Annotated in this window: 2 protein-coding genes; both read right to left on the bottom strand. The window is 45.6% G+C overall.

Features of this window, described 5'->3' with window-relative positions; genetic code table 11:
• Positions 1 to 2: 2 nt before the first annotated feature.
• The gene (locus tag NKR21_RS01910; protein ID WP_144458008.1) at positions 3 to 8,198 is read right to left on the bottom strand and encodes a non-ribosomal peptide synthetase; all 8,196 of its coding nucleotides are present in this window, start codon (positions 8,196 to 8,198) and stop codon (positions 3 to 5) included.
• A 13-nt stretch (positions 8,199 to 8,211) separates the two neighbouring features.
• Positions 8,212 to 18,342 carry a non-ribosomal peptide synthetase gene (locus tag NKR21_RS01905; RefSeq protein ID WP_144458006.1) on the bottom strand — a complete coding sequence of 3,377 codons (10,131 nt, stop codon included), beginning with the start codon at positions 18,340 to 18,342 and terminating at the stop codon, positions 8,212 to 8,214.
• Between the last annotated feature and the right edge of the window lie 63 nt (positions 18,343 to 18,405).

Raw genomic sequence — 18,405 nt, 5'->3', positions numbered from 1 at the left:
TCTTACCCCTTTATCATCGTTTGAAGAATTCGTGCCAGTTCATCTGCCTGCGGCCTTTTCATCATGGTGACATGGTCTCCTTTGATGTGATAATACGAGCACGATCCTTTCGTATAAGCCTCCCAATCTGAGAACTTCTTTTGGAAATCAATGGCGTGATCACTGCTTTGTACAATATAAAACGGCACATCAAATGGTTCTTTTTCTAATTCAATGGCTTGTGACATGATCGTATTATGCGTTTGCATTTGCAAATATTTATCTAAATACTGATCATTCATAAATTGATGAACCACTTCATCCTTTTCTGCCTCTTTGAGTATTCTTTGCTTCACTTCTTGGAAGCTGAGCCCTTGTAATGCCTCTGGCTGGATACCGACGAGATTTCCCATTCCAAGGACAAGCGCAAGCATTTTCACTTCTTCTTCGTTCATATCCGCATGGAGCGCCTGATCTGCCTCATCCCTTAACACTGGGACCGTATCTAAAATGATGAGTCCTTTCGGCGCTTTTCCTGCATGGCAGAGCCGCTGATTCATTCCGTAAGCAAGATGCCCGCCCATTGAATGACCTGCTAGATAGTCAACACCAGGTCGATAGAAGGTCTCAATGGCTTCTACAAATATGGACACAAGTTCTGTGTAATGAAGGAATTGCGGTTCCTCATCCTCATATAAGCCAGGAGACTGCACGGCGTACACAGCGCCTTGATGGGTCATCAGCTTAGCCACATCGATATAGCCCATCACCGTTCCACCGGCAGGCGGTGCAAAGAAAATCCTTGGCTCGGCTGGATCGCCTTTTTTCAGTTCAATCACGTAGTCCTTTGGAGACCTTTCGACGTGCTCCCCAGCCTCTGGCATTGCATCCACATGTGCGGCTAGCTGAGCCGGTGCTGGATGCATGAAAATCCATTTTGGATCAACCCGAATCCCCTGTTCTTTTAATTTGGCAACGGCTTGGATACTCATAATTGAATCGCCGCCTAAATCAAAGAATGAGTCATGTATGCCTACTTGTTTGACACCAAGTACTTCCTTGAAGGCTGTGACAATTTGTTCCTGCGTTTCGGTGACTGGTTTGTCATCTCCTTGAGAAAGAGAGATCGTTTCTGCTGGGTCTGGCAACGCTTTTTGATCAACCTTTCCGTTTGTTGTGACTGGCATTTCGTCCATTACAATAAAGTAACTTGGAATCATGTAACCTGGCAGGCTTTCCTGTAAAAATGCTTTCCAGCCTGGAGTAGGATTCTCTCCGTCTGTGACAAGGTAGGCTGCCAGCCGTTTTGAGCTGCCATACGTTTTGGCGATGACTGTACACTCTTTTACTTGTGGATGCTTGAGGAGAGCTGTCTCTATTTCTCCACATTCAATCCGGTAGCCTCTAATTTTCACGAGGTTGTCTTTTCGGCCGAGATATTCAATGGTGCCATCTGAACGCCATGTACCAAGATCACCTGAACGAAACAGCCTTTCTCCCTCTAGTTCAGGGAATGGATTGTCTATAAACCGTTCCTGCGTCCGCTCTAGATCATGAAGGTAGCCTTTTGCCAGACCTGTTCCGCCGATATAAATTTCTCCTTTGACGCCTGCTGGCACTGGATTGAGCGCATCATCTAGTATGACGACAGTTGAATTCGATACTGGGACACCAATTGGAACTGACCTTGCTCCCTCCGGCACGTGCGTGACTTGGTGTGTTGTAGCTAGGGTCGTGTTTTCTGTAGGACCGTAAGCATTGATCAGTACACCTTTCATATGGGGCAGTGCCTTTCGTGCATGCTCGCTGGACATCGCTTCTCCGCCAACGAGTAATGTACGGTAGCCTGCTACACTTGTTGGATCGTGCTCTACCAGCCGATTGAATAAAGCGGTTGGCAGACAGTTGGCTGTCACTTCATGCGCTTTGATCAGCCGTGATAATTCATCCATATTCAGCGCGGCATATTTCGGAATCAGAATGAGCTGACCGCCATTCAGGAGCATACCCCACAACTCAAATGTAAAGGCATCAAAAGCATAGTTTGAGAGCTGAAGCATCTTATCATCTGGACCTAGTTTCATATAATTTGTTTCTCTCACGAGACGGACAACTCCTGCATGGGGGAGCATGACGCCTTTTGGTGTACCTGTTGAGCCTGATGTGTAGTTGACATAGGCTAACTGGTCTTCTCCAATGATAGATTGTTCTCTTTGATACCCTGCATCTGTTTCTAGTAGTGGCTTGTCCATGTCAATCTTTGTACCTGTAAAGTCTACTAAACGCTCTATTAAATGAGACTGAGTAATGACCACATCACTTTGTGTATCACGAACAATGAGACGGATTCGCGCATCTGGATATTCTGGTGACATCGGAACATATGCAGCACCAGATTTGACGATGCCTAGCACTGAGACAATCATGTCAAAGGAACGATCAAAGAGCATCGTTACAAGTGAACCTGGTCCAACTCCTTTTGACTGCAAGTAAGCAGCAAGCTTTGTTGCCTTCTCATCCAACTCTTGATACGTCATATGCTCTTCCAAATAAGACAAGGCAATGCGATGCGGATCACGCTGCACCTGTTCTTCAAACAGCTCTTGAATGGTGCGCTTTGGATAAGGCGTAGCCGTTTGGTTTTTCCCAATGATCATCGCAGCCTGCTCCGCTTTGTCCATTAAGCAATAATCAGAAAATGTACGTTCAGGCTGAGCTGTCATACCATCTAGCAAACGAAGATAATAATTCATATAACGATGAATGGTTTCTTGATCAAATAAATCTGTATTGTATTCCACATGGATCGACAGCTGATCTCCCTGTTCAAATACATGTAAGGTGAGATCAAACTTAGACACTGTATGATGAACCATCACATGCTCACTTGTCAGCCCTTTGAGATTGATATTGAGCGAATCTGTTACATACCCCATCGCCACTTGGAAAATAGGCGATCGACTTAAATCTCTATCTAAAGAAAGATCATCGACAAGCTTGTCAAATGGATAGCGCTGATGCTCAAATGCTTTTAATGTCATCTCTTTCACGTTTCCCATGACATCAGCAAACGTAGCTGCTGTGGAGATATCCTGTCTCAGCGCGAGTGTATTCACAAACATTCCAACAAGCTTCTCTGATTGCTCGGCATCGCGCCCTGCGATCGGCGAGCCAATGATAATATTTGTCTGTCCAGACAGCTTGTGAAGCAGGACGTAGTACGCCGACAGCATCGTCATAAACAGCGTTGTGCCCTGCTGTTTGGACAAAGCTTGCAAACGGCGAATAAGCGTATCTTCCAAGACGATTTGCTCTGTAGCGCCGTTAAATGTTTGAACTGGCGGACGAGGACGGTCAAACGGCAGCTCTAGCACTGGAAGTTCACCTTGTAAGGTCTTGAGCCAATAGGATTGGTCTGCTTGATGATGCGTTACTTGCTCATTTTCCCAATGAACATAATCGGTCCACTCAATTTCCAGTGCTGGGAGCTGCGGCTCTTCATCTACAAGCAGGCCGTCATAAGCCAATTCTAATTCCTGAATGAGCAGACTGAGCGACCATGCATCTGAAATGATATGATGCTGTGCGCAAAGAAGATAACATTCTTCATTGCCCATATCCACAATCGTCCACTGCGCAAGAGGCCCTCTTTCCAAATCATACATGCGGTTCGCTTCTTGCTGAATAAGCTGCTTGAGCCTTCTCGTTCTTGTTTTTTCATTAAATAATGAAAAGTTCGCAACTGTGACGGATGGCGGAAGGTCTTCACGTATTAGTTGAACCGGCTTGCCGCCAAGCGATTGAAAGGTTGCACGCAGTGCTTCATGACGTTTTGTTAAGAGACCAATCGCTTTTGTTAACGCTTGAATGTGCAGTTGTCCTGTCAGCTTCCAAACACCTAATATATTGTAATGATGAATCTTTTCCAATGTGGATAAGAACCAAATACGTTTCTGAGCATGTGACAGCTCATAGCTTGTTCGCTTTTCCAGCTTTGGAATCTTGGCTTCCTGACCAGCCGATACCTCTTTGATGTCATCAACCATTTGCGCCAAATGTGCCAGATGCTTGCTTTCAAATAATATTTTTAAAGGCGTTTTGATTGAAAACTCATGATTGATCCTTGAAATGGTTTGAGTCGCTTTTAATGAATGTCCGCCAAGATCAAAGAATTGATCCTCTTTGTACACACGATCAACGTCTAAAATGTCCTCCCAAATGGTAGCAAGCACCTGCTCTGTTTCCGTTTCTGGCAATTGCTTTTCAAAGGATTGTCCATGTTTGTGATGATTCAGCTTGAGGGCTTCATGATCAATAGACCCATCTTGTCTTTTCGGTATTTCCTGTACTTGCTGAATATCCCAGCCATCTTTTGTTATGTTTGCGATTTCTTCAACATGCACTTCTTTTCCATGCATCGCCGTGTAAAGAAGCTTTTTCTCAAAAGTCGGGATTTGCGCTGGCTGAACATACGCAGCGATTTCTGGATTGGCTCCGTCTAGGCCGATAAATAGATGCGCTTCATTCAGCCGAGCACCTAGACAGAATGAATGGAGACCTTGCTTCTTTCCAATCAATTGAAATCCCTTGCGGACGGTAAGGGCTGCGCCGGTATGTCCCTTAGACAAACCGAGATTATCCCACATACTAAAGTTTAAAGAGATCGCCCGTCTCCCTTCTTTAAAGGTGAGCGTGTGTGCAAGCCCATCTAAAAAGCTATTGGCCGCAGAGTAAGCCCCGAATGTTGTACCGCCAAAAAATCCATTTACTGATCCAAAAAAGACGAGTGGTACAGCCGGATCATGCTTGAAGGCTTCCTGCAGGACAAACGCTCCGTCCGCTTTCCCTGACAGTTCCTTTGTAAAATCCTCTTCTGACGTATGAGCCAATGTATACTTATCTGCCTGCTGAAAATGCTCTGACACATTGCCTGCTCCAGCTAAATGCAGCACACCCCTGATGGATTGACCGAAATGTTTTTCTGCTTTGTAAATCGTACGCTCCACGTCAGCAAAATTCGTCACATCCGCTTGGACATAGATGACGTCACCGAGGTCTTTTAGCTGTGAGAATGCTTCTTTCTTTTCAATGTTGTCTTCCAAAGAAGTCCTTCCAATCAAGACAAGCTTTAAGCCAAATTGGAGCATCTGCTTAGACAGTTCAAATCCAATACCACCAAGTCCTCCAGTCAGCAAATACAGTCCTTCATATTCTAAAAATCCTTCTGTTTGAGATACGTTCATCATATCGACTTTTTCCAGCTTTGGTACGAGCCTGTACCCTTTTCGGTATGCCACCTCTGCTTTGATATGAATCGCCGAAAGCTCATCAGCCATATACTTTGCATCTTGTTCCACTTGCTCCGCTTCAATATCAATATGCGACACCTCTGCTCCTTCCCATTCTTGCGGGATGGTTTTTAACAAACCAACGAGCGACGTTTTCTCCACATGAAGATCGTCTTCAGCATTCACAAATTGACCACCCTTTGTTACAACAACAAGCCGGACAGGCTCTTTGTTTTCTTGCCTCCATGCTTGATACAAGTACAAAATCGATTGATTGGATCTCGCATGCATTTCTGTAAACTGCGCAGGCTCAACGATGGCTTCTTTGTCTGTCACATTCCACAAGTGGAGTATGCGCCCTGTCTTTAATTCATCTGCTTCAAGTGCTGCAACAAGCCTGACGTAATCCCCCTTGATTCTCGGGTTCATCTGGTACATCCCTTTAGACAGACGCAAAAATTCATGTCCTTTTTTCACAGAAACATAGGGCTGATTTCTTTGTTCGAATTGGACGTAAAGTGATTGGTAAAGCCCTTTTTCATCCTCGAAAACGAGTATATGATCAGCAGCAGGATGAGCCGGACCAATATGCTCCTTTGCCCAAGTGCGTTTAAAAAACCAATCTGGCAGTGTTTGTTCATTTTCAGAAGCAAGGTCCAGTGCCCTTTCAATGTCACGGAACACACCCTCTTTTAGTGCCGCGCCTAACTGAGCACGCTGGATCTTTCCGCTTTCTGTTTTCGGAAATTGGTCTTTTTTCACTGGGATGATGTGATCGGGCTCTATGCCAATTTTACGGATGATAGCCTCTCTAATTTGCTGAATCATCGTGACTTGTTCCTCTAGCGAATCCTTTTGTGTGACAAAGAAGATAGCAAGCGTGTCATTGCTTGATTCGGGATTGTAGATGCCGTACGCAGCGGCAAAAGTGACTTCAACTCCGTCCACCTCTTCCACAACTGCTTCAATTTCATAATTCAAATAGTTGGCTCCATTGATAACGATGATGTCCTTTTCTCGACCTGTCAGAACAAGACGCCCTTCGTGAATAAATCCTAAATCACCGGTGTGAAACCAGCCATTTTCCGCAAATACCTCTTGATTGGCTTCCTCATTTTGATCATAGCCCATCATAATCGTCGGACTCTTCACCTGCAATCGTCCAACCTGATCTTCTGGCAGCACATGATGATGTTCGTCTACAATCCGAATCCATACAGACGGAATCGGTGCACCGACTTCTGTAAACGTCATTTTGTGCGGATGATCTTGTGCTACGTATTGAATTTCACTTGTTAACGAAGTCTGATCAATCGTCAGCTGTCCATCTTGATCACCATGCCTCATAAATTTCTTAGATTGGACAATGGCTGAGGATGTTTCAGACATACCGTACGCCGGCACCATCGCATGACGGCTTAATCCGTGCTGACTCATCATATGCATGAAGCGCTGCGTCACTTTTGGCACAACCGCTTCGGCTGCATTCATGATATACGTCAGTGTGGAGATATCCCAGCTCCCTTTGCGAATGTCATCCTCATATTCATTCATCATCGCAAAAGCAAAATTCGGTGCCCATGTCCTTGTGACGCCGTATGTTTCTATCCAATCCAGCCACACCATCGGCCGCTCGATAAATTGATCGATGGATGGACTAATCTGCTGGCAGCCAAAGTAGACATCATGTACATGAAACATGACAATGCCTCCTACATGATCAAGCGGCATCCAGTTAAGCGACACATCCTCATGCGTAAAGCCATTTGTCTGCTCAAAGGAAATGATTCTAGATAAAATACTTTGATGGTTGTGACGGATACACTTTGGCACACCCGTACTTCCTGAAGAGAGCAGCTGAAGCACAGGCTCATCCGGCTCTGGCTCATAATGCTGTTCATCCGGCTCACATGAGAGCAATGTTTCGATAGTTAAAATGGGCATGTTTTTTGCCTCAAATGCCTCTCGCAGCCCAGCAATGTCCTCAGCACTTGCTTCATTCGTCATAATGAAAGGTTCATTTTGCAGCTGAAACACGCCTTTCAGTTTGTTCACAGCTTGATTCGTTTCATCATAAACAGGTGGTACAGAGACTGGAGTCGGAATGATGCCACCGAGAATACAGCCCCAAAACGCAGTGATGAAATCTTGATGATCTTTCAATTGGAGTAACACTTGATCGCCGTTTGTCAGCCCTGCTTTCCTTAAACCAGACAGAACCCGTTCTGCGTTTGTGAGTAACTCAGGATAGGTTTGGGTCAACGTGCGCCCGCCTTCTTTAATATAGGTTACCCCGCGATCAGGTGACATAAAGGCTGATCGAATTAGCACCTCTGTCAGTGTGACAGGTGTGCCTTGGTTTTTGATGACATCCCCGCCATACACAAGTGCAGGCGGCTTTTCATGGACGGATGCTTGCTTTGTTTCGCCCGCATCGTCCTTTGAGATCGATACATTCTCTTGCGCCCGCTGCCGATTAGGAAACAGATCATCTAGGTGATAAGGCGTTTGTTTTTCTGTCTGACTTTCTATGAGAGCAGCCGCTTCCTCTACTCCATCTATAGCTTTCGTACGATCTTCTATCTTTCTCAAACTCTCTTCATCAATGATGTCAATCGAAAGCAGTGCTTCTGTATCGACCGCTCCACTTTCTGTCCTTGGCAAGGAAGGTAATAAGACGAGAGCGGCGGGCACTTCATCAGGATGAAGTACGCCTGTCATCAGATCCTCTCTTGTCAGCGAAGGGTCCTTCGCCTGTGCAAATAGCACAAGCGAGAGGCTGCCTTCTTCATTTTTCTTCGGGATGAATGCACATTCCTTTAGCGGAAAATGAAGCATCATGACCTGTTCTAATGCTTTAAGATCAATTCGTTTTCCGTTGATTCTGACGATATGATTTGCTGCAAGTCCTTTTCTTCTACTCATTAACATCGTTCTTCTCCCCCTACACCCAATCCAAAATCTGAATCTTGTTTTTTTCAGTCCAAACGCCGACATCCCCTGTCGGATATAGGTATTCGCCTGTTTGATGTTTGAATGGATGTTGAATTTTATGCGTCTCCATCCAATCGGCAAGCTCTCCGCATAGTGCCTTGATATCCTCTGCACCGATAAAAATATCTCCAGGGAACCCTACCGGCATGAGCTGATGCTCCTCGCTCAGGACATAGATTTCTGTCTCACACGAAGGATCATGCACAGCTGAGTAGACCTCTTCTTGATCTGGATACAGCACGCTGACTTGTGCATTTTTCGCCCAATCGGTGATCATCCGCCCTTTTTCTTCATTTGTCACGATCGTGAAGGAAGAGAGTGGTGTCTCCACTTGTTCTGTCATGGCTTCAAGTGTGTGGATCAGCTGCTGCATCAGCGATTGTATTTGTTTTTCTTTATATTGATTGAAGCGGTATGTGACCCGAAGCTCCAGCGTATCTCCAGGGACAGCCACAAGGGTCAAGTCATAGTTTGTTTCTTCATGACTGGCTATATCTAAGATCCGTACACCATAAGGCTCCACTGATTCAATCGGGTAGTTTTCAAACACGACAATGCTATGAAACAATGATTCTCCATTCGGAATTTGGGTCATCTGCTGAATATCTGGGAGTACGGTATACTCGAACTCTCGCATGTGAAAAACTGTTTCCTGCGTTTGGGTCAGAAGCTCGGCAATGGTTCTGTCTGGTGTGATCGGCAAACGAAGCGGCAAAGTGTTAATAAAGAGCCCTGTCATGCTTTCAACCTCTTTTAAGTCCGCAGGCCGGCCAGATACTGTGACACCGAACACGACATCCTCTGAGCCTGAATGAAGGTGCAAGAGCAGACCCCATGCCGCCTGAATCAGCGTGCTCATCGTGACCTTCTGTGTCCCTGTCATTTTCTCCAGCTTCTGCTGCATTTCAGGCGTCAGTTTGATACTAATCTGATCAATACCTGCTCCTTCATCCGAAGCTTGCTCTCCGTCTCCTGGTAGTGGTGTGGCTTCCCCTACTCCTGACATGTAATGTTTCCAGAACTCTTGCGCCTTCTCTTGATCCTGCTTTTGCAGCCACTCAATAAAATCTTTATATGGACGCACAGCAGGAAGATTCATCTCTCGTTCATCCACAAGCGAGCGATATATTGAAAAGGATTCCTCAATCAAGCCAAACAGGCTCCAGCCATCAATTAAAATATGATGAAAGCTAAAAACAAACGTACATGTTTTCTCATCACGGTGGAATAAAGCGATACGAATGAGCGGTTCAGCCGCATTTTCTAATTCGAAATCCTTTGAACGATCGGTTTTTAAATACTGCTCAATGGTTTTCTTCTGCTCCATTTCATTCAGGTGGCGCACATCGTGCTGAGTGAGGTGAAGGCTTCCTTCTGATTGAATCAATTGGACAGGCTCCTTTAGCCCCTCCCAAGCAAATCTTGTCCGTAAAATCGAATGACGTTCCACAAGCAAATTCCATGCTTTTTCATAGGCTTTGCCGTCCGTTAAGCCTTCGAGTGTCATATGCACCTGACCAAAATACGCCTGTGATGCTTGATCTAACAGTGCATGAAACAGCATCCCTTGCTGCATCGGAGATAGTGGATACACATCTACCACATTGTCTGGAAGCTCATCTATTTGCTTTTGCGTCAGCTGGACCATTGGAAAATCAGATGGCGTAAAGCCGCCTTTTGCCTCTACACAATGCGTCAGAATGTCCTCCATTTTTTCTTTAAATCGTTCAGGTAACTGACGCACCTCTTCCTCCTGAAGCAGTTCACGATTGATCATAAAATTCATCTGAAGCTGACCACTGATAACGTATCCATACACATCGATCAAATGCTGTCTTTCTGCTTTTGGATCATGCACATGTCCATTTCGCTCATCAGCTATATACAGATTTGCCTCTCCATCTACTTGATCTAGCTGTCCAAGGTAATTAAAGCTCACCTGCGGCGCTACCGTTTTAAGTAAACATGATGCGGTCATGTATTGAAGTAAGCCATAGCCGATCCCCTTTTGCGGCACAGCTCTTAAGGTTTCTTTGACATCTTTAATTTGTCTCTCAACATCGGTTTGAATAAAAGGAATAAAAATAGGATAAGAGCTTGTAAACCAGCCGACTGTCCGTGACAAATCCATCTGTTCAAATAAATCCTCGCGTCCGTGCCCTTCTAACGTGATCAGTAGTGGCTTTCCAATCGCTTGCGCAAGTCCTGATAAGAGTAAATCGTTCACTTCTGTTCGGTACGCTTGTGATGCATGCCTTAGTAAAATGTCTGTTTGGTCCTTCGTCAATTGAACAGTCAGGATCTCTGCATGTTCTTCTATATTGAAAAGCGCAGGCGTTTGAAAAGGAGAACCTTCTTCCTCTTGATCGATGATCTTTTCCCAAAACGGAACCTGCTCTTGTAATTGATCGGTTTGTGCATATTGATCAAGTGCCTCTGCCCACTGCTGATAGGAAGCGGTTTTCTTTGCAAGCGTGATCTCCTGCCCTGCCGCAACCTGCTTCAACCCGTTTAAGATATCTTCTTGTATGATGCGCCACGATATTCCATCCATCACAAGATGGTGGACTGCGATGAAGAGTTCAGACGTGCAATCACTTGTCTGAAAAAGAATGGCTTTGATCACTTCTCCTCGCTCTAATGACAATGTTCCTTGACAAGCGCTTGTCTCCATGCGGATTTGCTCTAGTGCTTCCTCGTGAGAAACATCCGTCAAATCAAAGAAAGTGACACAAGGGATAATGCCAGGCGCACGAATGGTTTGAATCCATGTGCCGTCTACTTCTTTTGTATAAATGGCTCTCAGCATATCGTGATGATCGACAAGCTTTGAAAGAACTTGCGTTAACTGTTCGGGTTGTATAGATTGCTTGAATTCAATATGCGCTGATAGATTCCAATAATCTTGGTTTGTCATCGATTGCTCAAAGAACCAAGATTGGATTGGAAGCAGACGTGCATCTCCCGTAACAGGTGATTGATCATAATACACAGACACATCTGCTTTTTTCATAGCGCGTGCCAGTTGTGAAATGGTTTGTTTTTCAAATACATCTCTCGGCTGTATGATATAGCCTTCCTGTGCTAGGCGCGCCACCATTTGTATGACAATAATAGAATCTCCGCCAAGCTCAAAGTAGTTATCATGAACACCGATTGAAGGAGTGCCAAGAAGCTGAGTCCACACTTTTTTCAGCACTCGTTCTTCCTTACTGAGCGCTTGATCTGTCGGTTTTTCCGCTTCTTCCTGTCTCCACACGGGCGGCGGAAGACGCTTTTGATCTACCTTACCGTTTGGCGTGAGCGGCAGTTCCTCGAGCTCTATGAATAGGCTCGGTACCATATAATCTGGCAATCTATCTTTTAATTTTCGGCGAAGGTCTTGCTGGGTCCAAGTACCTTTTTGGACAAAGTAACCGATGAGCCGCTTATGACCACTCTCGTGCTGATGCGGAATGACCGCACATTCTATAATGTCTTCAACACTCAGCATAGTGGCTTCAATTTCGCCGCATTCGACGCGATGCCCGCGTATTTTCACTTGATGATCGATTCTTCCAAGGCAGTCGATGATGCCATTTGGGAGCCAGCGGCCCATATCACCCGTTTTATATAAACGCGCTCCTTTATGGAAAGGATGCGAGATAAATGATTGCGATGTTTTTTCTTCATCTCCAAGATAACCTAGTGCGAGCCCTGTTCCGCCAACATAAATCTCTCCAATGACACCTTGCGGAACTGGCTGCAGCTGGTCGTCTAATACATAGGCTTGTGAATAAGCAATTGGCCGACCGATAGGAACGGTCGTCTGCCCTTCGTCTAATGAACGAATATGATGCACACAAGAGAACGTCGTATTTTCAGTTGGTCCATAACCGTTTAAAAGCCCTTCAGGTAAATACGGCAGTGCCTTACGAATATGAGCAGCTGAGAGCGCATCACCACCGACCAATAATGCATCGAATCCAGATAAAGCTTCTGGATGTTCTTCTGTCAATCGGTTGAACAGCGGTACTGTTAGAAATCCTGTTGTGATCTTGTATGATGTCAGCGTGTCAGCCAGTGTATCCATTGATAAAACCGTATGTCGATCGGTGAGAATCAGCCTTCCCCCGTTTAATAGAGCTCCCCATATTTCATACGTAAAGGCATCAAAGGAGAAGCTGGCCATTTGTAAAATGCGTGTATGTTCATCAAGAGTGACATAATCTGTTTCACACACAAGCCGGATGACTGCTTGATGCGGAATTAAAACCCCTTTTGGCTGTCCAGTTGATCCTGAAGTGTAATTGATATAAGCGAGTCCATCAGGTTTTAGGGCAGCAGGTATGAGCTCTGCTTCTGATAAAAATTCTTCATATCCTTCATCAAGACAAATAAGTTCGGTTTGACTAATGGATACCTTTTTCAGCCATTCATTTTTTGTCAGTAACAGCTGAATCCCTGTATCCCTCAGCATATAATCAATGCGTGCATCTGGATATTCGGGATCAATCGGCACGTAGGCGCCTCCTGCTTTCACAATCGCCAGCACCCCAAGGACCATTTCAGGCGACCTGCCGATGAGCAGCCCTACTGGTTCATGCGGCGTCACACCTCTCTGTTGCAGGGAAGCCGCAAGCCGGTCGACTTTCTCTTGTAACACGCGATACGTCCACTGCACTCCCCCGAATTCGAGAGCGATGGCTTCAGGTGACTTTCTCACCTGCGCTTCAAACCGTTCCGTGATGAGAAGCGAACCTGCAGGCTGATCTGTTTTACCACCCCATTCATAGAGCAGTTGATGCTTCTCTTTTTCTGGCAGGTAATTCATTTGTTTAATCGGGTGTGATGGATGTTCGCAAATACACTCAAGCAACTGCTCGTAATACCGAAGGAACCGGTCCATCGTATCGTCAGAAAATAAGTCCACATCATACTCCAGTTTTAATTGAAGACCCTCTGCTCCTTCAAAAACAAACAGAGATAGATCGAATTTGGCGGTATCGTTATCTTCAATGGCTAAAACAGATGTCGCTTCCCCCATCGGAGAAGCCTCAAGCGGCAGATTTTGCAAAACAAACATGACCTGAAACAGCGGCTGCTTGCCAGCCTCACGTACAATATCCAGCTCATCTACGACCATTTCAAACGGCACATCCTGATGCGCATAGGCGCCCATAGTTGTGTCTTTCACCCGTTCTAATAATTCAGTGAAAGCAGGGTTCCCGCTATGATCAATCCGAAGAGCCAGTGTATTAACGAAAAATCCGATGAGATGCTCCATCTCCGTCCGATTTCTCCCAGCAATGACTGATCCAATCACAAACTCATCCTGTGAAGACAAACGGTGCAGCAATGTAGAAAAGGCGGTCAACAGCGTCATATAAAGGGTACTATCGGTTTTTTTAGAGAGCTCAGCCAGCTGATCTGATAGCGACTTCGCCAGTTGGTATTTTTTCGTTTTTCCCTTGTAGGATTGAACGGCTGGCCGCGGGTAGTCATACGGCAAAACCAAATCTTCTACAGGGACTGCAAATTGCTCTTTCCAATAGGAAAGCTGCTTCTCCAGCGTCTCTCCCGTCAAATATTCCTTCTGCCATAAAGCGTAATCCGCATATTGAATCGGCAGTGGTAAAAGATCAGGTTCTCGCCGGTCGATCATCGCTGTATACCATTCAGACAGCTCTCTTGCGGCAATCCCAACCGACCAGCCATCTGACACAATGTGGTGAATGGACATCAGCAGCAAATGATCTGTTTCCGACAATCGAATCAGTTTCGCGCGAAAGAGCGGATCATGCTCTAAGCGGAAAGGTGTGCTTGCCTCTCTTTTCGCCCATTCAGCCGCTTTTTGTTCTTTTTCTTCCTGAGATGTCAGATCTGATAGATCCACCACTTCAAGCTCTGGAAGGGTCATATGCTCATGGATGATCTGAACTGGTTCATCGCCGCTCATAGTAAAGGACGTTCTAAGTGACTCATGCCTTTGCATCATTTGCTGAAGACTACGCTGAAGTACCTTCACATCTAAAGGTCCATTCATCCGAAAGGAAATGGTATTATTGTAAAATGGCAGATCAGGCTGTAATTGATAGAGAAACCACTGTCTTTGCTGGGCATAGGACATCGGAATCTCCTGACCCTTTGCTAATTTCCGTATTTGTACTGCTTCATCCACTTTTGCATGCGAATCAATCCATGACGCTAGTTCCTCCAGTCTCGTATGCTCAAAAAGAACAGCGAGCGGCACATCAAATCCCATTCTTTGTCTCACCGCAGACAGCATTTGTGTTGCCTTGAGCGAATGACCCCCGAGTAAAAAGAAATGATCACCGCAGCTGACATTGGAGACATCAAGCAGCTCGGACCAAATGCTTGCCAATCGTTTCTCCGTCTCCGTGTGAGGCGCTCTGTCCTCGGCATCCTGTCCACTGTCCTCAATGAGTGCTTTGAAATATGCTTCATCAGGCATGCCATCCTCTGATTCTTTCCAGTATTCCTCAGGAAATAGATGGACGGAATATTCACCAGATAGATGAGACTGCAAAGACGTATAAATGGACTGATATAGCCGCTCTTCAATGGCTTTTGTTTTGTCGGTTTTGAAAAAGACATACACAGCTTTCTCTGTTCGATCCTCCGCATGAAGCATCTCCTGAATGTCCTGCTTCGACCGATCTAATCCCATATAAATGAGAGGTGCATCTGTCATTAAACATGCAAGCATCGTCTGCAAGCCCGCTCGCTTCGGAATCGGAAGATAGCCTCTTTCTTTTAAGATGCCTTTGATCATCGAACCCTCGCTCATGCCGGTTTCATCCCACATGCTAAAGCTAAAGCAGTAAGGCTTCACGGTAGATGTCAGCCTCTGATAATGAGCAAATTGTTCAACGAACTCATTGGCAGCGCAATAAGCGCCTACGGTCATCCCGCCCTTTAACGTTCGTGCTGATGAGCTAGAAAGAAATAAGACATTCTGCCGTTTAGAAGCCGCTTCATGAAGGGCAATCGTGCCATATACCTTTGCTTCGTACATCGCATGTAAGGACACAGACGTCATGTCAGCAAGCAGCTCTTCTTGAATGATGCCAGCAAAATGAATCACGCCATACAGCCTTTTTTCATGAGCCACCTCTTGTCTTGAGATCAGGGCTTCAAGGGCTTTTGCATCCGTCAAGTCCACTTCTTCATAATGAACAGTGCCGCCGCGTTTTTCCGCTTGTTTCTCAAGTGAGGTCAATACGTCTTGCTGCTCCGCAGTTAACGCTTCTCGTGCCTTTCTTCCAAGCAGCACAAGATGCGCTTGATAGGATGTCAGAAGATGTTCACTTAGCATCCGTCCTATTCCGCCAAGCCCGCCTGTCAGCACGTAAAGCCCGGAGGATTCAAATGGCGGCGTCTTCCTCTTTTGCTCTCTTTCCAGATGAAGCGGCGTTAAAAGAGGAATATAACGAACACCTTCGCGGTAAGCAGCCACTTGATAGCTTGTGTCTTGAGTAAGCTCTGTCATAATCGCTGATGCATGGGAATGGTCAGCCGGTTCTGTTAGAGAAAAATCAAGACACCGCACCTTGATAAACGGCCATTCATGCTGTACAGCTGTCATCAATCCCGCTGTCGTTGCTTTTTCCAAATGATGTGTTTGATCTTCTGGTAAATTCATCGCATGAGCGGAGACAAAGGTAATCTCTACAGGTTCCTCATAAGCGGCCATGGCTTTTGTTGTATATAATGCACTCATGCTGCCCATTTTCTGCGCTTCCTTCGCCAATGCCGCTTGAAGTATGTCTTCCTTTTTTGTGTAGTTCCAAAGGTGAATGATTTGTTTCACCGAAACGCCATACGAACGGAGCGTCTCAAAGAGTTGTTCGTAATCTGACGGCCGATTCGGGTGGATGATGAAGTGAGTATGTGTGAGTTGTGTGAATGCTTGACCCGGTTCAACCGTAATATAGGTTTGTTCATTGTTTGAGAGGGATTTCAATTGATCTGCCAGCCCTAATGCATCTGCAAAGATTACTGTATCTCCTGCTGTTTGCTTTTCAGTTTTATGAAGCGGAGCGGGTGTCCACTTCTTTTGATAACTCCAATCAGGCAAGGTATGTTCATTTTCAAGTCTGATGTCCAGTTCCTTGATGATTTCGTCGAATTCACCTTCCTGCCACCTGGTCTTGAGCTGTGCCCTTTCTATTTTTCCAGAGCTTGTTTTCGGAAAGGCATGCTTCTGGACAGGAATAACCTTCGATGAATAAAGACCCATTTTTGTCGCAATATGGGTTTTCATGTGCTGACTAGCCCTCATGATATAAGCAGGCTCATACAACTTCGGTGTAAAAAAGAGAATCAGTTCATCGGATGCAGATGCCTCCATTCGCATGGAGCACGCTGCCACAAAGCTTGTTTCTACACCGGGTACTTCCTCTGCCATGGCTTCAATTTCATAGTTGTGATAATTTTTCCCGTTGATGATGATCATGTCTTTTTCTCTACCGGTTAATGTCAGCCTTCCTTCATGCAGAAATCCTAAATCGCCCGTGTGGAACCAGCCCTCTGTTTGAAAAACCTCTTGATTCGCTTCGTCATTCTTGTAATAGCCCTTCATTGTCGTCGGCCCTTTGATTTGTACGCTACCAATATGATCTTCAGGAAGAAGCTCATGCTCATGGTTGACGATACGAATCGTGATACCCGGAATCGGTTTCCCCAGCTCTGTAAAGCTGACGGTTCCAGCTTCGCGTGCCTCCGCTGGTCTTAACTGCTCTGTCAGTGACGTTTCCTCAAAGGTCAGAACCCCGCTGTTTTCATTTCCCCGCTCAATCGCAAAAGAGAAAACAACGGCTGATGAGATTTCTGACATGCCGAATGCCGGTCTGATGACGTCTCCTTTTAAACCGTGCGGAGCAAGCAAGTGTAAAAACCGGTGGATTGTCTTCGGTACGACGGCTTCTGCCCCATTGATCATACAAGTCATAGCAGAAAGATCCCAAGATCCTGAAGAAATGTCTTTCTCATAATCATTGATCATCGCAAATGCGAAGTTAGGTGCCCATGTCTTCGTTGCACGATAACGGTCCATCCAGTCAAGCCAGCGCAGCGGCTGAGCGATGAAGTCATCTGTTCTTGCCCGAATTTGCTCACAGCCTGTATACACATTGACAAGATGGAACATGACAATGCCGCCAATATGATCTAATGGCATCCAGTCTAATGAGACGTCATCTTGTGTAAACCCATTGGCTACCACTGTTCCTTTGACATTCGCCAGCACACTTCTATGAGAATGCTCTACGCATTTGGGCATCCCCGTACTTCCAGACGTTAAGATAAAAAAGACAGAATCATCGGGCATGACTGGATGTGCTTCTAGATCTCTTTCTAAAGTAAGCATTGGTTCAACGGCTGCAACACGTAGTTGATCTGTATGCCACAGTAAAGCTAATCCTTGCACCTCATCAATCAGCGAGTCATCCGTGAGAATGAGCGGATGCTCCAGCAGGCTCCAAGCGTGATGAAGCTTCTTCACTGAGGCATTCATTTCCCGATAGGTCGGGGCTGCAGATACAAGTGTTGGGACAAATCCGCCTAATACACATGCCCAAAAAGCTGTGACCATTGCATGATTCGATGAAAATTGAAAGAACACAGGATCTCCTGGCTTAAGGCCTAGTGCCCTTAAGCCCGTCAGAACTCGTTCGGCATCCTCCTTTAACTGCGAATAGGATTGCGTGAGTTCATTTTCACTATTGATGATATAAGTCAGTCCATTTGTTGTTTTGGCTGCCTCAGTTAGAGCGTCCTGCAAGGTTTGAGCTCCTGCACGAACATCTATATCCCCTCCATAGGAAATGGCTGGGGGCATGTCTGCTAAAGCAGGTGAAGCCATTTGCGTCTGTTTCCATTCAACTGCGGCCTCCTGCTCCATGTGATGGTCTAGAAATAAATGAGAGAGGTGATATGGCCGAGGTCGAATGGTTTTTTCACGAGAAAAAACAGCGAAGCGTTCGATTTCGTTGGTTTGTAAAATGGTTTTCTGTACATCTTGTAAAATCGTATCCATTGATTCATGTACATTCGATTGATTAATGATTGATGGTTTCATATGAGTTCCTTCCCTTTTTTGGCAGGCAGGGCTACCAGTGTGCACCCCTGCCTCATCTAAAGT

It is taken from the genome of Bacillus sp. 1735sda2 (assembly GCF_024159245.1).
Taxonomy (GTDB): domain Bacteria; phylum Bacillota; class Bacilli; order Bacillales; family Bacillaceae; genus Bacillus; species Bacillus pumilus_O.
This window is presented reverse-complemented; position numbering and strand designations above follow the sequence as displayed.

Excerpts from the sequence above, each read along its gene's own strand:
- NKR21_RS01910 (WP_144458008.1), bottom strand. The coding sequence starts at position 8,198 with ATGTTAATGAGTAGAAGAAAAGGACTTGCAGCAAATCATATCGTCAGA.
- NKR21_RS01905 (WP_144458006.1), bottom strand. The coding sequence starts at position 18,342 with ATGAAACCATCAATCATTAATCAATCGAATGTACATGAATCAATGGAT.